15 protein-coding genes are annotated in these 26022 nt (G+C 32.4%); 7 read left to right on the forward strand and 8 right to left on the reverse strand.

Annotation, left to right across the window (positions count from 1 at the left end):
* Nucleotides 1-169: 169 nt before the first annotated feature.
* Nucleotides 170-8620: a T9SS type B sorting domain-containing protein gene (locus Q0945_RS10170; RefSeq protein ID WP_299434176.1), complete on the forward strand. Its 8451-nt coding sequence runs from the start codon at nucleotides 170-172 to the stop codon at nucleotides 8618-8620.
* 58 nt (nucleotides 8621-8678) lie between these two features.
* Here Q0945_RS10170 and Q0945_RS10175 read toward each other — a convergent pair whose 3' ends face one another.
* Entirely contained in the window at nucleotides 8679-9443 is a 765-nt protein-coding gene (locus Q0945_RS10175; RefSeq protein WP_299434178.1) for an exodeoxyribonuclease III, read from the reverse strand.
* A 103-nt stretch (nucleotides 9444-9546) separates the two neighbouring features.
* On the opposite strand from Q0945_RS10175, the gene Q0945_RS10180 reads away from it, so the two are divergent.
* The gene (locus Q0945_RS10180; RefSeq protein ID WP_299434180.1) at nucleotides 9547-10074 is read left to right on the forward strand and encodes a hypothetical protein; all 528 of its coding nucleotides are present in this window, start codon (nucleotides 9547-9549) and stop codon (nucleotides 10072-10074) included.
* Nucleotides 10075-10077: 3 nt separating this feature from the next.
* Nucleotides 10078-10950, forward strand: a complete 873-nt coding sequence (locus Q0945_RS10185) for an RluA family pseudouridine synthase (RefSeq protein WP_299434182.1) — start codon at nucleotides 10078-10080, stop codon at nucleotides 10948-10950.
* 115 nt (nucleotides 10951-11065) lie between these two features.
* Here the strand turns inward: Q0945_RS10185 and Q0945_RS10190 are convergent, their stop codons facing one another.
* Together Q0945_RS10190 and Q0945_RS10195 are read right to left on the reverse strand one after the other, a co-directional pair.
* Complete coding sequence (locus Q0945_RS10190; protein WP_299434184.1) at nucleotides 11066-12610, reverse strand: glycine--tRNA ligase; 1545 nt, start codon at nucleotides 12608-12610, stop codon at nucleotides 11066-11068.
* Nucleotides 12611-12644: 34 nt separating this feature from the next.
* Nucleotides 12645-13541 carry a hypothetical protein gene (locus Q0945_RS10195; protein WP_299434186.1) on the reverse strand — a complete coding sequence of 299 codons (897 nt, stop codon included), beginning with the start codon at nucleotides 13539-13541 and terminating at the stop codon, nucleotides 12645-12647.
* Between the two features lie 147 nt (nucleotides 13542-13688).
* Here Q0945_RS10195 and Q0945_RS10200 point away from each other — a divergent pair, with 147 nt between their 5' ends.
* The gene (locus tag Q0945_RS10200) at nucleotides 13689-14288 is read left to right on the forward strand and encodes a phosphoribosyltransferase family protein (RefSeq protein ID WP_299434188.1); all 600 of its coding nucleotides are present in this window, start codon (nucleotides 13689-13691) and stop codon (nucleotides 14286-14288) included.
* A gap of 29 nt (nucleotides 14289-14317) precedes the next feature.
* Nucleotides 14318-15955: an Ig-like domain-containing protein gene (locus tag Q0945_RS10205; protein ID WP_366136200.1), complete on the forward strand. Its 1638-nt coding sequence runs from the start codon at nucleotides 14318-14320 to the stop codon at nucleotides 15953-15955.
* Here Q0945_RS10205 and Q0945_RS10210 read toward each other — a convergent pair.
* From Q0945_RS10210 to katG, 3 genes are all read right to left on the reverse strand, one after another.
* Nucleotides 15942-16718 carry a nitrilase family protein gene (locus Q0945_RS10210; protein WP_299434190.1) on the reverse strand — a complete coding sequence of 259 codons (777 nt, stop codon included), beginning with the start codon at nucleotides 16716-16718 and terminating at the stop codon, nucleotides 15942-15944. The genes Q0945_RS10205 and Q0945_RS10210 overlap by 14 nt on opposite strands.
* An 11-nt stretch (nucleotides 16719-16729) precedes the next feature.
* The gene (locus tag Q0945_RS10215; RefSeq protein WP_299434192.1) at nucleotides 16730-17200 is read right to left on the reverse strand and encodes an ankyrin repeat domain-containing protein; all 471 of its coding nucleotides are present in this window, start codon (nucleotides 17198-17200) and stop codon (nucleotides 16730-16732) included.
* Nucleotides 17201-17292: 92 nt separating this feature from the next.
* Complete coding sequence (gene katG, locus Q0945_RS10220) at nucleotides 17293-19494, reverse strand: catalase/peroxidase HPI (RefSeq protein ID WP_299434194.1); 2202 nt, start codon at nucleotides 19492-19494, stop codon at nucleotides 17293-17295.
* Between the two features lie 162 nt (nucleotides 19495-19656).
* Between katG and Q0945_RS10225 the strand changes: the two genes are divergently transcribed.
* On the forward strand, nucleotides 19657-21489 hold the full coding sequence (locus Q0945_RS10225) for a PAS domain-containing protein (protein WP_299434196.1): 1833 nt from the start codon (nucleotides 19657-19659) through the stop codon (nucleotides 21487-21489).
* A gap of 7 nt (nucleotides 21490-21496) precedes the next feature.
* On the forward strand, nucleotides 21497-21889 hold the full coding sequence (locus Q0945_RS10230) for a response regulator (RefSeq protein WP_299434198.1): 393 nt from the start codon (nucleotides 21497-21499) through the stop codon (nucleotides 21887-21889).
* Nucleotides 21890-21892: 3 nt separating this feature from the next.
* Here the strand turns inward: Q0945_RS10230 and Q0945_RS10235 are convergent, their stop codons facing one another.
* Together Q0945_RS10235 and Q0945_RS10240 are read right to left on the reverse strand one after the other, a co-directional pair.
* Entirely contained in the window at nucleotides 21893-23224 is a 1332-nt protein-coding gene (locus Q0945_RS10235; protein ID WP_299434200.1) for a DUF5689 domain-containing protein, read from the reverse strand.
* Between the two features lie 53 nt (nucleotides 23225-23277).
* Entirely contained in the window at nucleotides 23278-26016 is a 2739-nt protein-coding gene (locus tag Q0945_RS10240; protein ID WP_299434202.1) for a TonB-dependent receptor, read from the reverse strand.
* Nucleotides 26017-26022 lie beyond the last annotated feature (6 nt).

Consider the following 26022-nt stretch of genomic DNA (forward strand, 5'->3'; position numbering starts at 1 on the left):
CTATTTGCCAGTCTTTGGCAGGATAATGGCTAATTGCCCTTATCGATAAATAACACAACACATTATATATACTAAAATCGTATTCAAAACGTTATTTAATAGCTTATTTCACTAAATAGCCCCTAAAAACTAGATGAAATTGCTAACCAAACAGCTAAGAAACCTACTTATGAACATCTTTAAGAATGTCTTAGACCGTAAAAAGACATTAACACTACTAATGCTAATCTTAGTAGGATCTTCTTTATTTGGATATGTTTTACCAGCAGTCTTTAATCCAAAAAATGACAACTTATCCACTAATGAGGATATTGAAATTTATGCAGGAACCCACCCTCTTACCGGAGTTTCTGATAATGTAGTTTTCTGTTCTGATGATAATAGTGAATTACATGAACTTTATCTTTGCGGGGCAGATGCAGAAAAAACTTTGACATTAAACATTCCAAATTTAAGTCAAGTAATATGGTCTAAACTACAAAGTACTAGTTGTGCTATTTCAAAAACAGATTGTCCGAATACATCTACAAGTTGTACTTGGAATCAAGTATCTACAAACACACAATATAGTGTTTCTGAAAGTGGAGAATATAGAATTTTTGTAAGATATACGGATAATACTTCCGAGCGTTTTTATTTTAATGTATATGCTAATGGTTTGGCTCCAAGTGCTATTGTTTCTAATATAGATTGTGCTAATCCGGGGAAAATAACTATAACTAACGTACCAAGCAGCTATGAATATAGCATTAACAACGGTGCTACATGGCAAGATTCTAACATTTTTACAATTACTAGTGTAAGTACTTATGATGTTAAAATTAGAAATAAAAATAATACAGATGGTTGCCTTTTTAGCTTAGACAACATTGCTGTAGATAACAATAGTTTTAACGCAACACCAACAATTTTACCAATAACTTGTAATACAACTAAAGGCGGAATTAAAATAGATTTAACAGATGCTTCATCTAGTTATATATATGAAATTAGTCAAGGAGGTAGCCCTATAGGCTCTTCAGGACCAACATCTAGCAATACACATACTTTTACCGATTTAAATTCTGGAGACTATGATATAAATGTAACCTTATCTAGTGTATCTAGCTGTTCTTGGACCGCATCTATTACTGTTCCCGTTTTTGAAACAATACAGCCTAATGCCATTGCTACTAAAAATATAGATTGTACAGATGGTATTATAACCGTAGCACCAACAGGTGGTACAGCGCCTTACGAGTATAGCCTAGATGGCGGCACAACATATAACGCGTTTACTTCTGGAAACCAAACTACTATCCCTATTTCTACCGCTGGGTCTTATACCGTAAGTGTTAAAGATAATAGTGGTTGCGAAGTTGATTCCTCTCCGGTAGATATTATAATAGAACCTGAAATAACGTATGCTATAACCCCAAAAGCAATTACTTGTAATGGTACAGATGATGGTAGTATCACTGTCGATATTACAAATAGTCAAGGATACTCAACCTCTTATAGTATAGATGGTAGCACTTTTCAAACTTCTAATGTGTTTAGTAATTTAGCAAGTGGTTCTTATACCGTAACCATAAAAAAAGAAAAAGCAGGTGGTTCTTGTGATGTTACTACAAGTTCCGTAACCGTAAATCCAAGCACAGCTTTCACAGCTTCAGCTGCTGTAACACAACAAATAAATTGTTCAAGTGGTTCTGCTACAATAGAAGCCTCAGTTACTGCAGGAGGAACTGCTCCTTTTGAATATAGTACAAATGGTGTAGATTTTCAACCCAATTCTACCATAACAGGATTAGGTGCGGGAACTTATACCATTACGGTTAAAGATGCCAATGGATGTACCACCACAGTAAACCAAACGGTAAATGGAGGTTCCAATCCTACAAATATTATTTTTTCTACTAGTAACGTAGATTGCTCTACTGGAGAAACAGATGTACAACTTTCTATTGAAAATGGTACCGGGTCGGGTTATACCTACCAAATTACTGCTCCTTTAACAATCAGTAATCCATCAGATACTTTCGCTGCTTTAGCACCGGGAACCTATACCTTTGAGGTAGATGATAATGGTTGTAAAATAGTTAGAAACTATACTGTTCCAGAACCTATTAAATTTACCGCAAATACCTTCGTGAAAAAGCATGTTACATGTTTTGCTGTAGGAACAGCAGACGGAGAAATTGAAGTAGATATTACTAATTTTAATACTTCTTTTGATGTACTTGTTGAAAATAGTTCTGGAATAGATACAGGTTTAGGAATATCTGGAGCAACAACATCTCCTATTATAATTTCTGGCTTAGTTGCAGATACTTATACCATAAAAATTAAAGACGCTTCTGGTCCGTGCGAATTTGAACAAACACAAACTGTAGAAGCTCCCACTTCGGCTTTATCACTAGATTCTTTTAATGCATCGCATATGAATTGTGGCTCTCCAGGTTCTGTAACTATAGAAGCTTCTGGTGGTTGGGGTAATTACAACTATGCCGTTTTACAACCAGATAATACTACAACAACTGCGCAAAGCAATAAAACCATAACTGGTTTAACACAAATTGGAACACATACTATAATATTAAAAGATATTAATGGTTGTGTAATAGATACCCAAACTTTTGACTTACAAGATAACGGTGGTCCAATTTCTGTAGTAGACCAAAATGCATCTAATTACTGTTACAGTAGCACTACTAAAGGAGAACTTAAAATAGATGTTTCTGGAGGGGAAGCTCCATACTTTTACACCGTAAACAACGGAACTCCAACACCAATTACTGGAGGCACTTTCACTCTAAGTAACATAACGCCTGATGATAATATTATAAAAGTAATTGGCGCTAACGGTTGCGAAACTATAGTAGCAGACACAAAAATTAGTGGACAATTATTTGCTCTTGCGCAAATAACAAAACCATTAGGTTGTGGCGCTACACCAGATGCTATAATAAGCGTAACCCCTGAAGAAGGATATCCGCCATATACATACACTCTAAATGGAGACCCAACACCTGTTACTATGCCGTATAATGCTGCAACAGAGGGTTTATATACGTTTACTGTAACCGATAGTAAGGATTGTAGTTTTATAGTTGACCCAGTGGATGTAAAGCTTGCACCTGCATTAGATTCTGAAACTGAAATTTCTCCTACTTCTTGTGGTAAAGATGGTACAGGATCTGTTAAACTAATAGCAAAAGGAGGAACACCTCCTTATAAGTATGCCTTTAGTGACACACCATTCTCTGCAACTAACCAACCCGTTTATAACGACCAAAGTATCTTTGCTAATTTAGATGCTACCCAATATTACTTTGCTATAAAAGATGAGTTAGGCTGTGAAAAAGATGATATTGTAGCTCTTGTTGATTCAGAAGACCCTATTGATTTTAAAATAGAACAGGAGCATATTAAATGTGACGACTCTCCGGGAGGAGGTAACATATGGGGAAACATTAAAGTTTATGATATAACTAATACAACAGGTCTAGTAACAATTTCTTTAGTTAGAGTACATGATAAAGATAAGTATATAGCTGGTGATGAAACTCGTACTTGGGTATATAGACGTTATGAAAATATAGACTTAGCAACAAATTCAAATTATAATAATGCATCTAAACCTGCTTGGTATGGAAATACAACAGGTTTTGATATAAGGTTATATTGGGCGAATCATTTTGTAGTTCGTGTAGAAGATGAAAGAGGGTGTGTAAAAGAATCTAATGTCTATACTGTTGAAGCACCCCCAATACCGTCTGGTGTAACATCTCCTGTTAGTTTACAAACTTGCGAAAATGGTGCTACCTATGATTTTTCTATTAATAATACGGATAGTAATGGCGATGGAACCCCTGATTTAGTAGGTCCATTTGAAGCACGTCTGTGGCCTTACGATTTAGTAGATGATGATGGTGATGGAGTTGAAGATGATGAAAATAGTGGTTGGCGAGCTTTTGATGATATAGAAAACCCATTATTTGATGGAGTTTCTGGCCCTCCTTATGAACGCGATTATCGTTTTACTTCAAGTGCAACTTACGGTAAACTTTTATTTGGAGTAGCTTATTCAATTATAATCAGAGATAAAAATACAGGTTGTGTTAGGTGGCGAGGATTAAGACCTGTTGTACAACCTCCAGTTGATAATATAAAAATAGATGCTGTCCCTCAAAGTACTACCTGTTATGGTAATCAAGATGGAGAAGTTCAATTTACAATTACAGATTACGCTCCAGGAATTATTAAAACTAAAATTTATCATGCTAGTCGCCCTGCAGATTCTAGATGGCATTATCCTGTAGCCGATCAAGTAGGTACTGGTGCTCCATTAACAATTTCAGTATCTGGAATGCGTGTTGGATGGTATGTTGTAGAAGTGGAAGATAGTTCTGGCTGTACCGCAGGAGAACGTTTCCTAATATATAGACCTAAAAGTAAATTACAAATAAAAGAAGAACAGGTGGTACAACCTACCTGTAATACTGGTGGCCAAGTAGCCGTATCTGCTATTGGTGGTTGGGATAATGAAAGGTACTATAATATTCGAAATAAATTATACCAAAATTGGCACCCATATGAATATGCATTAGTTTTAGATAGCGAAACCCCAACAGATGCAGATTTTGGTTCAGATCCTTTATGGATTAATATTGTTCCTACAGCTTACGACGGTGTAAACAATGTATACCGTGCATACGTACGTGATGGTGGTGGTTGTATAAAAGCGTTAGCAGACCCTATTACGTTTACACAAGACCCAGAACCTGTTATAGATACTATAGATGTTACTGATCGATGCGCACCATTAAGTGGAAGCGAAACATATAATGTTGTTGCAACATTAACACAACCTGGTACTAACCCAACAAATACAAACCCAGTTTATATTTGGGATGGCGAAGTTACTACTACAGCCACAAAAACTTTAGGACCTGGAAACCATACCTTAGTGGTTCGTGATGAAAATGGTTGTTCTGATACGCAAAACATTCATATTTATCCACAACTAGTGGCTAAATCTAAAATTACTAAAACAGTAGATTGTGAAGTATCTTTGGATAATGGAGAGATGTTAGCTTCTGCTTATGGTGGCTCAGGAAACTTTGAGTTTACCATATTTCCTATTCCTGCATCTTATGCCCCTGGTGAAGAAACAAATACTACTGGTGTATTTACAAGATTAGAGCCAAATGTAAATTATGTTTATAGAGTAAATGATTTAGACAATACTTGTGGCACTCAAGATTCTCCTCCATTAGAATTAATAATGCCCGTAGACCCACAATTTGAGCCAGATACAACCGTACCTGTTACTTGTTTTGGAGATACCGATGGAAAAATTATTATAAAACAAATAGACGGTGTAGATAACTTAGATGTAACTTATGAGTATAGTTTAAATGGAGGTACGTACCAAACCTCTAATCTATTTGATGGATTAGCGGCTGGCACCTATAATGTAGATATTCGTTCCTCAAAAAATTGTGTTCAAAATTTACTAGGAATAGTTGTAGGTGGTCCATCTGCCCCAGTTTCTTTAACTACTCCAACAGTATCTGCTTTTGCATGTACTGCAAATAATAAATTAGGAATGGCAACCATAGACGCAACTGTTTCTGGTGGTACAGCACCGTATAAGTACAGCTATAATGGTAACAGTTATAGCTCTGTTACTGGTACAGCCATTTCTTTTGAGGTTCCTTACAAAACCACATCTCAAAACATTGTTTTAGATGTTATAGATGCTAATGGATGTCCAATCCAAGAAAATATAACAGTTGATGCAGCAACTAAAATTTCTGCTACTATAACAACAAGAACTCCAATGAATTGTGCTACTGATGGAGTATATGAAATTAACAATCTTACAAGTTTTACGAATTATAGTATTGTAGAACAGCCAAGTGCTTCGGCTTATGTAACTATTGTTGGAACAACTGTTACCATTGAAAGAGGACAACCAAATACATATTCATTCTTAGTTACAGATAATGATACTGGTTGTACTACGAAAGTACATATTGAAATAGCTCCTTTTAATACTATAGAGTTAAGTGCTTCTAAGGTAAATGACATTACTTGCCATGGAGAATCTAACGGAGAACTTTCTTTTGAAGCTTCTGGTTTTGGTAGTGGCGGATTTAGTTATGAAATTTATAATGTAAATAATACGACCACCCCTATACATTCTGTAGCTAGTAGCACACTTACTACACCTATTTCTTATAGCTTATTACCAGCAGGCACATTTGTGGTTGTAGCTACAGATAACGACACTGGTTGTCATGTAAAATCAGAATTTATTTCTATACAAAGCCCTTCGGAGCCTTTAGATTTTACCTATGCCATAACACATGATTTAACTTGTTCTCCAGGTATGGATGCGCAAATTACAACAACACCAGTAGGTGGATGGGGTACTTACGAATTTGAATTAGTAAATGCGGATTCTGGTACAACACTACAATCTTTTGATGCTAATAATGTATTTAGTGGATTAACATCTGGTATAAATTATGAATTGACCATAAGAGATGCAAACGGGTGTACTAAACTAACAACAGGAATTACTATTCCTGAGATAGATTCTATAACAGTAACCCCAGGTAATATATCAGCTACTAACCCATCTTGCACAGAGGCAAATGATGGAGAAATTACTGTAGTTGCTACTAGAGAGTTTGGTAATGGACACACTAATTTCCAATACATTTTAACGAATATAACAACAGGAGTTAGTGGCTTACCACAATCTAGTAATATTTTTTCTAATTTATTTGAAGGAGATTATTCTATCACTGTAATAGATGGTTCTGGTTGTGATACTACAACGGCTACTATTTCTTTAATTGATCCAACAGAAATAGAAATTGACGGTATAATAAGCCAAGAACCTAACTGTGATCCTAATTCAGGAGAAATTACAATATCCGCTAGCGGTGGTATTTTGGGTACAACGTATGAATATAGAATTATAGAACCCGCTGCAGATGCAACTGCTTGGAGTACACAACAGGTATATAGTTCTTTAGCTCCAGGAACTTACGAGTTTTTAGCTCGCGATAGTGACCCTGCAAAACATTGTGTTTCCCCCATTTCTGTAATACGAACCATAAATGTCGTAGAACCTTTAGATATAACAGTAAATGATGATAATACAATCATTAATTGTAATGGCGAAATGGATGCCGTTTTAATTGCAGAAGCAACTGGAGGTTTAGGTGGCTACCAATACCAACTAGAAGTTAACGGAACTTTACAAGGAGCTCCTCAGGACTCTGGTACTTTTGAAGGATTAGGGCAAGGAAATTATAGGATTTTAGCAACTGGAGGGACTAATTGTGAAAAATACTCGGAAGAAATTATTATAAATGAACCTCCTTTACTCTCTGCTAGTTTACAAGGAAGCACAAATGTTATGTGCTTTGGCGAAGATAATGGAACTATAGAAATTTCTGCAAGTGGCGGTAATGAACCATACCAATATATTATTTCTTCTAATCCAAAAAAGGCAGTTAACAATAATACTTTTGATAGGTTACCAGGTGGCACTTACAGTGTACTAGTTCAGGATGCTAATGGTTGCCAAGTTACAGTAGAGAATATTAATATTGTAGCCCCAACTGCTGCCTTATTAGCAAATGTAACCAGAATAGAAGATGAAGTTTGCTCTAGTGATGATAATGGACTTATTGAAGTAGAAATAACTGGTGGTACTACCCCATACCAATACAACCTTACTAGTCCTACAGATAGTTTTACTGCAATAAGTGGCTCTACATTAACATTAGATAATCTAGATGGAGGATTCTATGAAATATATATTAAAGATGCTAACAACTGTCCTTTTGTACTAGTAAAAGAAGTAAAAGTTGGCTCTGACCTTTCTGCAACTGTAGAAATAACAAATGAATGTAGTAATGGGCATCCTATTTATGGTGCATCTGTACTATTTAATGATGAAAATCTAGATACCGCAGAAATTGTGTTCGATTTAGATGATGCCAACCCAAATAATCCAGATGTTGCAAATGCGCAAGCAGAAACTATCTTTACAGACATCTCTTCTGGTGACCATACTATAAGTATTGTTCATTTAGGTACAGGGTGTATTGAAGTTAAAAACTTTTCTGTGGAAGCGCAACAACAATTAGTTTTAACTAGCAAACCTGCTGGTATTAACGAAATAATTGTAGAAGCAACTGGCGGAGATGGTATTTACACGTATTATTTTGATGATGAAATTAGTCCTGACGGTAAAAAGTATATTAACCATACTGATGTTTACACTGCTAAAGTAATAGACAGTAAAGGTTGTGAAGCTAGTATAGAAATTCCTTTAGAATTTATAGACATTGAAATTCCAAATTTCTTTACTCCTGATGGAGATGGGTTTAACGATACTTGGGTAATTAAAAATGTAGAAGGTTTCCCTAATCTTTGGGGTGCAATTTATGATAGATACGGTAGACAAGTTAAATACTTTGTAAAACAAGGTAATTGGGATGGATCCTACGAAAACGTAGATTTACCTTCGGGAGATTATTGGTACGTAATTAAACTAAATGGTGAAAATGATGATCGAGAGTTTGTGGGTCATGTTACAATTTACAGATAAACAATAAACTAAAAGGGTCGCAAATTGCGACCCTTTTTAATAGGTATTAAATAGTTTCCTATTTACTAATTTCTACTAAAATAGGGCAGTGATCACTATGCTTAGCTTCTGATAAAATTAAAGCTCTTTTTAATCTTTCCTCTAAAGAGGAACTTACCATAGCATAATCTAAACGCCATCCTTTATTATTGTTTCTTGCATTTGCGCGGTAGCTCCACCACGAATAATTATGAGGTTCTTTATTAAAATGCCTAAAGCTATCTATAAAACCACTCTTTATAAAATTCCCTATCCATTCCCTCTCTACAGGTAAAAAACCAGAAACATTTTTGTTCCTAACTGGATCATGAATATCTATAGCTTCATGACAAATATTATAATCTCCTAATACAATTAAATTTGGATGGTCTTTTTTTAATTCATTGGCATACTCTTGAAAATCTGCCATATATTTTAACTTAAACTCTAACCTATCCAAATTAGTACCAGAAGGCAAATACATACTCATTATAGAAATATCTCCGTAGTCTACTCGTAAATTTCTCCCTTCAAAATCCATATAATCTATACCAGTGCCATACTCAATATGGTCTGGTTCTTTTTTTGCTAAAATAGCAACGCCACTATACCCTTTTTTCTCTGCGCTAAACCAATAATTATAAGAATATCCTGCTTCCGCAAAAACGTCTAAATCTAATTGTTCTTTATTCGCTTTTATTTCTTGCAAACATATTACATCGGGGTCTACAGCCTGTAGCCAATCTATAAAACCTTTTTTTAATGCTGCTCTTATGCCGTTTACGTTATAGGATACTATCTTCATTTTTATATTTTATGCCTATAAAAGTAACAAAATAGGAAAGACCTAAAGTCTATTTATAAAATTTTAATACCCTATTTTTGCTTTTTATTTTAAACACTACCCAATGAAAAAAATAATTGCTATAGCAATCTTTATTCTATCTTCTAATTATATAGTAGCGCAAGCTTATTCTAATTCTGATAATATTCATGAAATAAAATTCAACATTGGTCAATTCTTAATTACTTCCAGTGCCGAAATTTCATATGAATATTATATAAATGAAGACACTAGTATAGGAGCTACTATGTATTTTGATGGCGATAGTGATGATTATAATGGAAACTTTGGTTTAGGAGCAAATGTTAGAGCTTATTTTGGCTATAATCCTAAAAGCGGTGTATTTGCAGAAGCTTTTGGTTTATACTATACCGGTGAAGATGAGATAGAAGATACTGCAAGTGTACTTGGTGTTAGAAACAAAGATTATAGTACTGCAGCGCTAGGTCTAGGAGGTGGTTATAAATGGGCTACCAGAAGCGATAAATTTACCGTTGAACTTAGCGGTGGCTTAGGAAGAAATATAAATCCGGAAGACTTTCAGAATACATTTATGTTTCGCGCGGGCTTATCTATTGGTTTTAGATTTTAACAAATGCAATCTTTACCTATTCTAGAATCGCATACGGCTAACATTTTAGACAAGCCTTTACGATTACAGGAATACGGTGTTGGTATTTTTAAAACCATCGTAACAAAATCTGCCTTAAAAAAAGCCATTAAAAAAAATTGCGTTCTTGTAAACGGAAAAATAGCAACGACTGCAACCTTTATTTATGGCACAGAAATAATAACTTTATTAGAAGACAAAAACAACAAAAAACATAAGGAAATTGTTCTTTCTTTAGAGGTGGTTTATGAGGATAATTATTTAGCTATAATTAATAAGCCTCCTGGTATTCTTGTTAGCGGTAATTCTTTTAAAACTATTGTAAATGCTTTAGAGCAAAACATAACTAAAAGTAATTTACCTGATGCAGTTGCTCCAAAACCTGTTCATAGATTAGATTACCCTACTACGGGTTTACTCATAATAGGCAAAACAAGCACTAGTATTATTGCTTTAAATAAGTTGTTTGAAAATAATGAAATAACCAAAACCTATATAGCAGTTACTATTGGAAAAATGCAAGATTTTGGCACAATTTTAGAACTCATTGACGGCAAAAAAGCTATATCAAAATACCAAGTAATTAAAAGGGTTAGCTCTAATAGATTTGCTTCTTTAAACTGGGTAAAATTAACTCCTGAAACTGGAAGAAAACACCAACTTAGAAAACATTTACTTACCATTGGAAATCCTATTTTAGGGGATCAAACCTATTTCTTAAAAGACCTAAAATTAAAAGGAAAAGGACTTTACTTACACGCTTACTCTTTAGTATTTACACACCCCTTTACTAATGAAAAATTAACTTTTTTAAAAGAACCTTCAAAAAAATTTGCTTCCATCTTTGAAAAAAATTAATCTTTAAAATAATTTGATGTTTTTTTTGCTATAGCATCTAAAAATTTTCTTAAACAAAAAACTCCATCAGCCTTAAAAAAGCTAATGGAGTTTTTTATATAATATAGGTTTAATACTATTTCATTTTTAAAAGCCAAGTTCGCATATCTACCGCTTTAGATATTATTGCTTTTAAATCTGCAATAGCAACTCTTTCTTGTGCCATAGAATCTCTATGACGAATAGTTACGGTATTATCTTCTTTAGTTTGGTGATCTACTGTAATACAAAATGGTGTTCCATTAGCATCTTGTCTTCTATACCTACGACCAACAGCATCTTTCTCATCATACGTTACATTAAAATCCCATTTTAAATCTTCTATTATACCATGTGCTATATCTGGCAAACCATCTTTTTTAACCAATGGTAATATTGCTGCCTTAGTTGGTGCTAAAACTGCTGGAAGTTTTAAAACGGTTCTTGTAGTATTATTTTCTAACTCTTCTTCTTGTAAAGAATTAGAAAAAACTGCTAAAAACATACGATCCAAACCTATAGATGTTTCTAATACATAAGGAACATAGTTCTTATTTAATTCGGGATCAAAATATTGTAATTTTTTTCCTGAAAATTCTTCATGACTTCCTAAATCAAAATCTGTTCTAGAATGTATCCCTTCTAATTCTTTAAAACCAAACGGAAATCTAAATTCTATATCTGCTGCTGCATCTGCATAGTGAGCAAGCTTTTCATGATCATGAAAACGATAATTATCTTCTCCCATTCCTAAAGATAAGTGCCATTTCATTCTATTTTCTTTCCACTTTTCATACCATTCTTTTTGTGTTCCTGGCTGAATAAAGAATTGCATTTCCATTTGCTCAAACTCACGCATTCTAAAAATAAATTGTCTCGCAACAATTTCATTTCTAAAAGCTTTTCCTGTTTGTGCTATTCCAAAAGGTATTTTCATACGTCCAGTTTTTTGAACGTTTAAGAAATTTACAAATATACCTTGCGCAGTTTCTGGTCTTAAATATAAATCCATTGCAGTTTCCGCGTTGGCTCCTAATTTAGTTCCAAACATTAAATTAAACTGCTTAACATCTGTCCAGTTTTTAGAACCAGACATTGGGCAAGCAATGTCTAACTCTTCTATAAGTTTTTTAACATCTGGCAAATCCTCTTTTTCTAAAGATTGCCCTAGCCTTTTTAAAATACTTGTTACTTGTTCTTGATAATCAACAACTCTTGGGTTTGTAGCTAAAAATTGTGTTTTATTAAAATTATCTCCAAAGCGTTTTTGAGCTTTCTTAACCTCTTTTTCAATTTTATTTTCAATTTTGGCAACATAGTCTTCTACCAAAACATCTGCTCTATATCTTTTCTTAGAATCTTTGTTATCTATTAAAGGGTCATTAAAAGCATCTACATGGCCAGAAGCTTTCCAAGTAGTGGGGTGCATAAATATTGCAGCATCTAATCCTACAATATTATCATTTAACTGTACCATGGCTTTCCACCAGTACTCTCTAATATTCTTTTTAAGTTCTACACCGTTCTGCCCATAATCATATACAGCGCTTAAACCATCATATATTTCGCTAGATTGAAATACATACCCATACTCCTTTGCATGGGAAATTACTTTTTTAAAAATGTCTTCTTGTTTTGCCATTTGGCAAAAATAGAATATTAGACTAAAAAATATATTATTTTAATTGAAATTCTGATGAGGAAAGTAAACGTTCATCTTCAAATACATTAATTGTATACGTCCCTGGAGTTAAAGAACCTTCTGGAATGGTAATAAAATCACAAACATTTGTTTCTTCACCATTAAAAACAAGCTCTACTCGCTTACTATATACATTACCATTTACGTTTATAGTATTGGCATTGTCTTCTATAACTTGTTTATTAGGACTTAAAAATTGTAAATAAAGTATTTTTTCTTGATTGGCATCTTCTGGATTTGCCATAATGGTAACACAACCTCTAAGTTTTTCTATGATAGAAGCTTTGTTTGTCTTAATAGGTTTACCACTACGTAACCTAAAACCACTACCCTCAGAGTTTTGTAACCTTAAATAACTTTTAGTTTTAAGCTCGTCATTTAATTCTAATATTTTTTTGCGTTGTAAAGCTTCTGCTTCTGCTAAAGAGCTACTTTTTCCTCTTAAGATTTCTATTTGCCTTCTTGATTCTTCATACTTTTCTCCTAGTAACATATTATTATACTTAAGAAAATTATTTTTTAATTTAAGGCTATCATTCTTAGCTTCTAAACGTCTAAGTTCTGTTTTAAATTCTCTTAATTTTTCTATTGTAAAATTTAACCTACCAACAGAATCTATGAGCTGTTGCACTTTATATTTAGAATCTTGTAATTCTATATCATTAACTTCATTAAGAGCAGAAAGCCTATCTACATCTGCTTTCATTATAGTTAAATCTTTTATTAATAGGTCTTTTTCTTGCTCTAAATAACTAATTTCTGTTTTAGATTGGGCATAACTATAGTAAAAGGCAATAAGAATTGCTATTACAACTGCTGCCATAGCTGCAAGTAAAACTTTATAATTAATTTTATTATCTTGACTGTCCATCAGAACAAAGCGGTCTTTAAGTAGGTTAATAAAAATTAAGATTTGTTATATTCCAAGTTACCAAATATACTAAATGATATAAATACCCTCCTATTGCCCATAGTGTGTTTTGGTTGTAATGCACGATTAAATAGAGGAGAGAAGCATTTGTGTACCATTTGTCGAAACCAAATACCACTCACCGAGTTTACTTTTAACGAAGAAAATGCCATTGACCGTATTTTTTATGGCATAATTAATGTAAAAAAAGCTAGTTCTTTCCTACTTTTTACTGAAATAGGTATTGTTAAGAACCTAATTCATAATTTAAAATATAAAAACCAAAAACAAATAGGTTCTTTTATTGGTGATTGGTACGGTCAAATTCTAGTAGAAAACAACTACTTAAAAGATATAGATTATATTATTCCTGTTCCTTTACATCCTAAGAAAAAAAGAAAACGAGGTTATAACCAAGTTTCTTTATTTGGCGAAAATTTAGCAAAGCATTTAAACACTACTTTTCTTGAAGGTGTTCTTATAAAAACAGCAAATACCAAAACGCAAACAAAAAAAGGAAGAATTAACAGGTGGCAAAGCCCTAAAAAACTATATGAGTTAACAGATACGTCTATACTAGAAAATAAAAATGTATTATTAATTGATGATGTAATAACAACAGGGGCTACCATGGAAATTTGTGCAAAAGCTTTGCAAAAAACGCGAAATATTACAATATACGTCTGTAGTATGGCAGTAGTACTCTAATTTCTAAATTCATTAAATATGTTGTTTCTTTGTTACTAACAATTTTAGGAATGTTACAACGAATTTTAACCTGCTTTTTCTTTAGTATAATAATTGCTGCTTTTTATCAATGTGCAAGAAGGGGTAACCCTACAGGAGGGCCTAAAGATTTAGACCCGCCAGTACTTATAAAAGCGGAACCAGAAAATATGTCTGTCAATTTTAAGAATACTAAAATTCGTTTATATTTTGATGAGTATATAAAGCTTAAAGACGTACAAGAGCAATTAATTGTTTCGCCTCCTTTAAAATATACGCCGCTTTTATCTCCACAAGGTAGTGCAAGTAAGTATGTAGAAATTAAGATAAAAGATACTTTAAAAGAAAATACTACCTATACTTTTAATTTTGGTGAAAGTATTGTGGACAATAATGAAGGTAACCCAAATAGATTTTTAACTTATGTTTTTTCTACAGGTTCTTATATAGACTCTTTGGAAATAACAGGTGTTATTAAAGATGCATTTAATAAAGATTCTGAAGAGTTTGTTAGTGTTATGCTATACGAAATAGATAGTACTTATAACGATTCTACTATTTTTAAAAGACCTCCTAATTATATAACGAATACTTTAGATAGTACTATTATTTTTAATCTTAAAAATCTTAAAAAAGGAAAATATGCTCTATTTGCCTTAAAAGATGAGGCTAAGAACAATATGTTTGACCAAAACGCAGACAAAATAGGTTTTATTAAAGATACTGTTACTGTACCTACAGATTCTATTTTCTTATTAAACTTATTTAAGGAAGTTCCCAATTTTTCTATGTCTTTGCCATCTTTAACTGCAAAAAATAAAATAACCTTTGGTTATTATGGAGACGGTAATGATATAGAGATTAATGCTATCTCTAAAATACCAGATTCTGTAATTTCTACCTATAAAAAAGAGTACAAAAAAGACAGTATTAATTTTTGGTTTACTCCTTTTACAATGGATTCTCTTCTTTTCTTAGCAAAAAACAATACATTTAAAACTATAGACACTTTCAAAATAAAGAATAGAAAACTACAGCTAGACTCTCTTAAACTTAGTGCTAATTATTCTGGCAGTATAGATTTTAATCAAATTTTTGAAATAGCATCCAACACCCCAATAATTAAAACAGATACTTCTAAAATTAAAATAATAAATAAAGATTCTTTAGATATAACACATAATATTACTACAGACACTTTAAAGAATAGTGTTGTTTTTAGTTTTGATAAAGAACCTAATGAAAGTTACCAAATAGATTTATTACCTGGTGCAATTACAGATTTTTTTAACACCTCTAATGATACTTTGTCTTATAACTTACAAACTAAAAGTTATGCAGACTATGGTAATTTAAGGCTAACACTTGTAGGAAACAATCTAACTTTCCCCATTATTATTCAACTTACTGATGAGAAAGGTGAAGTACAAAGAGAAATTTATGCTACAGAAAATAAGGTGTTTGAATTTAACAACCTTAATCCAAGTAAATATTTAGCCCGTGTTCTTTTTGATACTAATGCAAATAAAAAATGGGACACTGGTAATTATTTAAAACAAATACAACCAGAAAGGGTTAGCTACTATCCTGTAGCTATTGAGGTTCGTGCGAATTGGGAATTGGATCAAACCTTTACTATACTAGATTAAACAAATCTTTGTCTTCTAAGAACTTAAGTTTATTTCTTGTAGTATTTATATGTTCTTTTGTAATTGTAGTATATATAACTTCTTCTTTATCTGTAAAGGATAGTAATTTTCCTAAGCTATCATAAGCAGAAGAATGTCCTGGATACTCAAAACCTAAAGCATCTATCCCAACACGGTTAACACCAATACAATATGCCATATTTTCTATAGCTCTTGCTCTTAACAAACTATCCCAAGCTAATACTCTTTTTTTAGGCCAATTGGCTACATAAATTAATACATCGTAATTACTTGTATTTCTAGACCAAACAGGAAATCGAAGATCATAACAAATTAACGGGCAAATTTTAAATCCCTTATAAGTAACAATTAGTTTTTTATCTCCTGCTGTATAGACTTTATCTTCTCCTGCCAAAGTAAACGTATGTTTTTTATTATAAAAGCTAATTTTACCACTAGGTTCTACAAAATATAACCTATTGTAATTTTTAGTTTCTTCTTTATAAACTATACTACCAACTATAGCTGCATTTTTTTCTTTAGAAATAGTTTTCATCCACTCTAAGGTTTCTAAAGCAGCATTGTAATCTATATTTTTAGGAGACATTGTAAAACCAGTAGTAAACATTTCTGGTAAAATAATTATATCTATAGAAGGCTTTATTTCCTTAATCTTTTCTGTTATTATTTTCCTATTTTCTTTAGGGTTTTCCCAGATTAAATGGGTTTGTACAAGTGCTATTTCTAAGCATTCCTTTTTCATTTACTATTTTTTTACTCTAGTAAAGTTAAAAAAGACTTTGGTAATTCTTGCATTTTTGCATGGTCTAATGCCGTGTTTCCTCTAGCGTCTTTAACGTCTTTTTTAGCACCATATTCTATAAGAAGTTTTGCAATTTCTTCTCTATTAAATGTTGCTGCATAAATTAGACTACTAGCACCCATAGAATTACGCTCATTTACATTTGCTCCTTTTTCTATTAACGTTTTAGCTATTGGTAAAAAACCTTTAAAACACACACCCATTAATGGGGTATTCCCTGAAGAATCTTTTTGATCTATTTTTGCTCCTTTCTCTAATAAAAGAGATACTATATTTTCCTGATTATAGTATGTTGCTAAGATTAAAGGAGTAGAACCTCTCTGGTCTTTTGCATTTATTAAATCGGGATTTTTTGTAAGTGCTTCTTCTACCAACAAGGAGTTTCCATTTCGGATTTCATTAAAAAAACTTTCATTATTCATACTAATAAATGTATAAAAAACTGCTATATCTTTCTTAAGAATATAGCAGTTATTAAATTATAATTTTCTTTTCTAATATAGAATTTCTTAATTTATTTTACATCGAAACGGTCTAAATTCATCACTTTAGTCCAAGCGGCAACAAAGTCTGTAACAAATTTTTCTTTTGCATCATCTGCTGCATATACCTCAGCAATAGCTCTTAGCTCTGTATTAGAACCAAAAATTAAATCTGCTCTAGTAGCTCTAAATTTTACTACTCCTGTCTTACGATTACTTCCTTCAAAATACCTATCATCTTCAGATGTAGCTTTCCAAGTGTATGTAAAATCTAGGACATTTTTAAAAAAATCATTTGTTAAGCTTCCAATAGTATCTGTAAACACACCATAATCTGAACCATCATAATTTGCTCCTAATACTCGTAAGCCTCCTACTAGAACTGTTAATTCTGGAACAGATAAGGTTAATAAATTAGCTTTATCAATTAATAAATCTTCCGCAGCAATTTGTAAATCTGATTTTATATAGTTTCTAAAACCATCTGCTAACGGCTCTAAATAACCAAACTGCTCAATGTCTGTTTGCTCTTGTAAGGCATCTCCTCTACCTTGTGTAAATTCTACTGTATGATTGTATCCTGCATTCTTCACAGCTTTTTCTAAGCCAACATTTCCTGCAAGTACAATTAAATCTGCTAAAGAAATATCTCCTTTAAAATTATTTTTAATTCCTTCTAAAACTGAAAGTACTTTATTTAATTCTGTTGGATTATTTACTTTCCAACTACGCTGTGGTTCTAAAGCAATTCGTGCTCCATTTGCTCCACCTCTATTATCTGACCCTCTGAATGTTGATGCTGAAGCCCAAGCAGTAATAATTAATTGCGATATTGTTAATCCAGAATCAATAATCATAACTTTTAAATTAGCAATATCTGCTTCATTTAATGTATAATCTACTGTTGGGATTGGGTCTTGCCATAATAACTCTTCATTGGGAACTTCAGGACCTAAATAACGTGATATTGGCCCTAAATCTCGGTGTGTTAATTTGTACCAAGCACGAGCAAAAGCATCTTCAAATGCTTTATGATCTGCATGAAAACGCTTAGAAATTTCTAAATATTTAGGATCCATTTTTAAAGCTATATCTGCAGTAGTCATCATTAACCCTTGGGTTGCATTAGCATCACCAGCTTTTGGTGCTCTTTTAGCATTAGATGCAGCTGTTGGAGCCCATTGGTGAGCCCCAGCAGGACTTTTAACTAATTCCCAATCGTAGTTTAATAATACATCAAAATAATCGGCGTCCCAACGTGTAGGATTTGGTGTCCAAGCACCCTCAATTCCGCTGGTAATAGTATCATCTAAAACACCTGTACCAAAAGAATTTTTCCAACCTGTACTCATTTGTTCAATTGGTGCCCCGTGAGGTTCTTTTCCAACATATTTATTAGGATCTGCAGCACCATGAGCTTTACCAAAAGTATGTCCGCCAGCAACAAGAGCAACAGTTTCTTCATCATTCATAGCCATTCTACCAAAAGTTTCTCTAACATCGTGGGCAGAACCTAAAGGATCTGGATTACCGTTTGGGCCTTCTGGATTAACATAAATCCACCCCATCATTACAGCGGCTAAAGGATCTTCCAAATCTCCATCTTCATATCGGTCCTCATTTGCTCCCCATTCTGTTTCACTTCCCCAGTAAATATCTTGTTCTGGTTCCCAAACATCTTCACGCCCTGCAGCAAAACCAAATGTTGGAAATCCCATAGACTCTAATGCACAATTTCCTGCCAAAATCATTAAATCTGCCCAAGAAATTTTATTTCCATATTTCTGTTTAATAGGCCATAATAATAGTCTTGCCTTATCCAAATTACCATTATCTGGCCAACTATTTATAGGTGCAAATCTTTGATTTCCTGCTCCAGCTCCTCCACGGCCATCTCCAACTCTATAAGTACCAGCACTATGCCATGCCATTCTAATCATTAATCCTCCATAATGACCATAATCAGCAGGCCACCAATCTTGAGAATCTGTCATTAAATTTGTAACATCTTTTTTAAGAGCATCAAAATCTATACTTTTAAATGCCTCTGCATAATTAAAATCTTCTCCCATTGGATTAGATTTTGCTGCATGTTGGCGTAATATATTAAGCTTTAATTCATTTGGCCACCAATCACGATTCTTTACTCCACCACCAGCTGTTTGCTTATTAGTTCCACTAAAAAAAGGGCACTTACTTATATCGCCATTATTTTGGTCATTCTTAGTATCCATAGCATGTTAAATTTTTAAATTATTACTGTTTTTATTTTTTTAAGATATTTAAAATTACAAAATAAAGCAACCCAACTATAGCTAATTAATATTAATATACTATTAATAAATAATTTTTATCTATAGTGGTAATTTCCTTACATATAATGGTTAAATTGCATAATGGCTGTTTCCATACTATCAAAAATTGCTTTAAATCCTAATTTAATTGGTGAAATTCCTAATACCGTTGCATTACTAAATTCTAAATTAGAATTTATAAACTGCTCTAAAGCTTGGAAATTTAATCATGAGATAAAAGACGATATTATTGGAAAAGATTTTTTTACTGTAATGTCTAATTTACCCAAAGCTTTTTCTCCCTATTTACAAAATTGTTTAAAAGGGAATGATTGTTACAACGATGGTAAAAAATTTAGTGCAAATAATAATGAATTTATTTGGTTAAAATGGAGCATTAACCCGTGGAAAGAGAATGATGGAAGTGTAAAAGGATTAATTATTGAACTTGATAATATTACTATAGATAAAAATAAAGAGGCTTTAATTAAAGAAGCTCAAATTGTTTCTAGAGTTGGTGGCTGGGAGGCATATTTACAAAACTTTAGAGTTACTTGGACTAAAATGGTTAACATTATTCATGAGCAACCTTTAGATTACGTTCCACAAAGTTTTGAAGAGTGTTTTAAGCATTTTAAAGAAGGGGAACATAGAGATACTGTTTTACGTTTAGCTAATATTGCGATAACTAAAGGGACTCCTTGGGACGCCGAAGTAATAATGATTACAGGGAAAGGGAAAGAAATCTGGGTAAGAACTAAAGGCAGACCAGAATTTATTAACGGTAAATGTGTAAGATTATATGGTATTTGTCAAGATATTAATAATCGCAAAATTGCCGAGTTTAAATATAGAGAAGAAGCTGAAAGAGCAAAAAAAGCTACAACTGCGTCTAATGTGGGTATATGGCAGTTTACAACAAAAGACAGGATTGCTATTTGGGATGACATGTGTTATAAACTACATCACAAAAATCCTAAGGATTATAATAGCACCTATGAAGCTTGGGAGGCCGCAATACACCCTGATGATTTTTTAAGAGTTTTAGAAGAAGCTTTTTGGATGAGCAAAGGAGAAGGAAGTGGTATAATTGAATACCGAGTTATCTTAAAAAATAAAAGTATAAGATATTTAAAAGCCGTAGTTACTTTTTTTGCCGAAACAGAAAAATATAACAACAAAGCTATTGGAGTAATCTCTGATATAACGAAGGAGAAAGAATCTGAACAAAAACTAAAAGAATATGCACAATTAACCGGAGATCAAAATAATAGTCTTACTAATTTTGCTCATATGGTTTCCCATGATTTACGATCCCATGCTACAAACTTATCTATGGTTACAGGGTTTTTAGTAGAAGAAAGAAAAGATGAGGAAAGGCATAAATTAATGGCTATGTTAAAAGAATCTACAGAGAGTCTTAATAGTACTGTATATAATTTAAATGAGGTAGTACAATCTAACGCCAACGTTACCAATAAACTTGAGCCTATAAACTTAAAGGAGGTTATAGAAAATGTGAAAAATAATATCTCGGCTACTTTTATAGAGAAAAATGCTTCCTGTACTTTAAAGCTCTCCTCTAATTCTATTGTTCTAGGGGTTCCTGCTTATTTAGACAGTATTTTACTAAATTTATTTACAAACAGTATAAAATACTCTGCTAATGACAGGCCTCCACTTATTGAAATTAAAACCACTAATTCTGGAAAAAATTTAACTTTAAGCTTTACAGATAATGGAAAAGGTATAGATTTAAATAAATTTGGGAATAAAATTTTTGGCATGAATAAAACCTTTCACCGAAACAAAGACGCCAGAGGTGTAGGTTTGTATATAACTAAAAACCAAATAGAAGCAATGGGCGGAAGTATTTCTGTAATAAGTGAAGTAAATGTAGGAACAACATTTATTATAAAATTTATAACACCTTAACATTTTAATGAAAAAAAATAACTCTGTTTGCATAATTGATGATGACTCTATCTTTGTTTATATAGTTAAGCGCCTTATGGATGAATGTAATTTTTTTGATTCTATACTTGTATTTGAAAATGGAAAACAAGGAATTGAAGGTGTTATGGAATTAAATACTAAAAACAAATTACCAAATATTATTTTTTTAGATTTAAGTATGCCAGTAATGAGTGGTTGGGAGTTTTTAGATGCTTTTGCGGAAGCTAAAATTTCTAATAAAGAGGATATAAAAATAATTGTTATGAGTTCTTCTATTAACCCCAATGAAATAGAAATGATAAAAGCCTACCCTATGGTTACAGATTATATAGTAAAACCAATTACGCCATCAGATTTAGAAAAAATAGCAAACTACTAATTTTTAATTATGCGCGCCTGGCGTATAACTTTCTGGAGCAATTTCTGGATTATTTAAAGTACCGCTCTCTCCTGAATCATTAGTAATAATCCATTCGCTAAAATCATAGACTGGGTTGCCATTTTGTACCTCTGATTTTCTTACTGCTCTACCATCTTCAAATTCATGATTAGTTCCAGAACCATCATTCCCAACCACTCCAAAAACATCTATTATTTTACCAAAAGGGTCTACCAAAACTAAATTATCATCTCCATTAGAATCTGCAGGACTATTATTGCCAACTTCTAAATCTGGTAAAAAACCATAAATAGAATTAAAATCGTCTAAAGAAGGAGCTATTACTATTGTTCCTTGTGGTTCTACTTCTAGGTCAGATAAATCTATTTCAGAACTTACTTCTGTATTACCATTAGTATACCTTTGTAATGTCCATTTGTTTAAACTTAATGCACTATCACTAGCATTATAAAGCTCTACAAATCTTCCTAAACTAGTATTATCTGGGTCTGCTAATTCTGATATAAATATAGCGTCTGATGTAAATTCTGTTATTTCTTCCATACAACGTTCTTTATTAAAATTAAGGTCGTGTAAACTTCTAATTAGTAATTGATAGTCCTTACTAGATTTTGAAAGTACTCCTGTTATGGTTCCATTTAAATCTGGTAAAATACTATCATAAAAATTGGAATAGCCACTATTAACAAGTTTTAAAATATCTTCATCACAGTTTCGTAATGTTCTTTCGGTTTCCTCTTTTTCTTCTGCAAACGGTAATTCTAATTCTTCCTCCAAAAATTCTACATTATTAAATGTAACCAGAGTATTAATGTGTTGGTCTGATACTTCAGATATTTCTACTACTGTTGGTTCTAGTTTTTGTTGCTCTTCACAAGATAAAAACACATGTTCTTTTAAAGATATTGCTGGCAACCTACCTACCGATAAATTACCAAAAGAAGTAAAAAGACCTCCAATTTTATAAGTTTCTTTGCTTTTTCCTAAATACAATCCTTTTAATTTTATAAAAACTTTGGAACCTACAGGATATTGTAAATGTAAATTTTGTAAATCTACCTCTAGTTGTATTCCTCCTGTAGGGTTTATAGTTTTGTCTTGACAATGAAGAACACTAAAAAAGTTACCTTCTTTGTCGGATGAAATAACAATTGCCTCCAAGACTAAATCTTCTTGTATTTCTATGACACCATCAACATATATATTTTTTAAGTCTTCTAAACTAATTGTAGCTACTAATTCTGAATTACATAGATTATCTGGTGGGTCAAAATTTTTATCTGGAGCACAGCCTAAAACAAACGCTAAACTCATATTTAGCATAAAAAAACAAACCTTATTTATGTTAACATTACTCATTCTGTTCTTTAATTAAAACTATATGCAAAATTTAAAAAATAGGTTCTACCGTAACCATACCAATATTTTGGAGCAAAAGAAGGGCTACCACTAAGGTTATCATCTTTTAATTGCCCATAATTTCCATTTCTACTTTGTTCATAACCACCCGTTCTATATTTGGTGTTAAATAAATTATTTAAACTCATAAAAACACTAACATATTTGCCATTTACTAACCAAGATTTTCCTGCAACGGCGTTTAATAAATAAAAATTATCTAATGGTTTTTGTGCTAATAGTGCCGTAACATTTTCTTCTGTAGCATCCAGAAAATTTTCTCCCGTTTCTGGATCTAAATAAAAACTGTTTGTTCTGGTAATGGTAGATATATTATTATAATTGTTGCCTAAAAAATTAGCACTTAACCCTACCCACCAATATTTAGGGTCTCTATAATCTATACCAATAGCCCATGCTTTTTGAGGTCCTTGAGCTAGTTTATATCCCTTTATATATGCTTCTCCTAAATTTACATTTCCGGTTGTATTTATGAGTTCTTCTGATGCATCTGCAGTATCAAAATTTATAGAAACATTAGGGTTGCTTGCATATACATATTTTGCAAGAGAAAATACTCCAGATAGTTTTACCGCAGAGGATAATTGATAGGTTACTCCTAACTCTGCGCCAAAATGTAATTTGTCTAAACCGGTGAGTACTTCTTGTACAAAGTCTGACCCAACACCTGCATTTACAAAAAAGAAATTTATATCTGTAGTATTTTGAAAACGGGTATGAAAACCTGTAACTCTTCCTGTTAGTTTAGGAAAACTTGCAAAGTAACTTACATCTACACTAGTTATGGTTTCTTTTGTACTCTCGCCAACTATAGTATTATTCTCTCTAGGGTTAATAAACAAATTTTGGATTGTTGGAGGTCTGTTTATTAATGCTACATTAGTAGACACCCAATTTCTACCATTAATTTTATACGTTGCACCCGCTTTTGTAGCAATATTTGAAAAACTTAGCATCTCACTTTTACCTAAGGAGCTATCTAAAAAACGTTCATTTTTATATAACCCTTCTCTTTGGTAATTAGATGCGCTATATTTTCCAGATATAAATCCTTCCCATTTTTTAGATTCATATTTTAACTGCCCAAATACATTGTAATTGTTTACAAGAATATTGTAGTTATAGTTAAAAATATCTCCTACTACTTTTTCCTGTTTTTCGTTTACATTATTTTTTGTGTTAGAAAAAGCATCTACATCATCATGATAATTTGCTCCTAAAAGGTCTACTATTTTAGCGTAATTACCAGAATGTAAATTTTGATAGTACCCCCCAATGTCTAATTTTAAATCTGTTCCTAAATTTACATTTACAATACTATTTATTATAAACTGGTGGTCTTTAACCACATCATTATATAAAATATATGAGGCTGGGGAACTTATGGTATTTGTATTAGCTACATATATATTTTCCCAATCTATTTGCGCATTATCTAAAAAATCTTCTTCAGCTTTATTAGCACTATAAAAATTAGCTCCTATGGAGCTGTTTAAATAAAAGCTGGGCAAATATCTATAATATGTTTTATCAGGGTTAGGTGCATTATAATATCCTAACCTACTTTTAGAACGTGTGCCATATTGATAAGCAACCCCAGTGTTTATGTTTACTTTTTGGGTATTAAATCTATGGTTAAACATAAATACAGGTTCTTGTAATTTACGCTCTCTAGAATTTCTGGTTTTTCCATTCTGATTTCCCCAATATGGGTTGTAAGTGTTACCTTTTAACTCAAAAACCTCTTCTGTAATTGCAGAGGATCTTCCTCTTCTGTTCGATGCCAAGAAGCCTGTTAGTAGTAGTGTATGTTTAGCATTTAAATTATATTCCACAGCACCGTAAATTGCATACGCATTATATAATGTCCCTTCTACATATCCATTTTTAGCTCCTCTTAAAGAACCCGAAATACTATATTTTATTCCTTTTTTATTAGTTTTAGAGGTATACGTTGCCATTAATCTACCGGCATAAGTTCTATTAGAAACAGAAGAAGAGAATCTATAACCAGGTCTAAGTTGCGATGGCCTTGTATCTATATTTGTAGTTCCCAAAACTCCACCAAAAGATGAAGAAGAGGGTTTTAAACCTGCTGAAAATTCTTGGTTTCTAGTTACATCATTTAATCCGCCCCAGTTATTCCATTGCGGCCTTCCGTCTATAAGTTTATTCATGGGAATACCATTAATTAGCACCCTACCATTACGAGAATCATAGCCACGGACTCTAAAGAAAGCCTGACCAAAATCAAACGCAGCCCTATTTAAAAATATATCTTTTGTTGCTTGTAATAAACCAGAAGTAATAGATTCTCCTTGATCATCCTCCAAATCTGCATCTGTTAAAGCAATTAAATTATTGGTTTTCTCAATTACTATATCTGGCTCTAAATAAATAGCACCTAAATCTATATCTTCCCTATTACCTATTAGCTCTAATTTCTTAGTTATAAAATTATATGCACTAACTTCTAATATAAAAGACCCCTTTATGTTCAAAAAAATATTAAAATTACCCAGTGTAGATATAGGGCTTTCTATTGGTTTTCCATTAATGCTAAGTGCTGCATTAATAGGCTCTTTTTGGTTTACTATGGATGTAACTTTGCCGGTTATTTTATAATCTTCTTGCGCTACTACAAATTGTAACATAAAAAGCCATAGCGACAGTACAAAATATCGCATTATATT

Origin of the sequence: uncultured Maribacter sp. (genome assembly GCF_947500405.1) — a bacterium.
In the GTDB taxonomy this organism is placed as follows: domain Bacteria; phylum Bacteroidota; class Bacteroidia; order Flavobacteriales; family Flavobacteriaceae; genus Maribacter_B.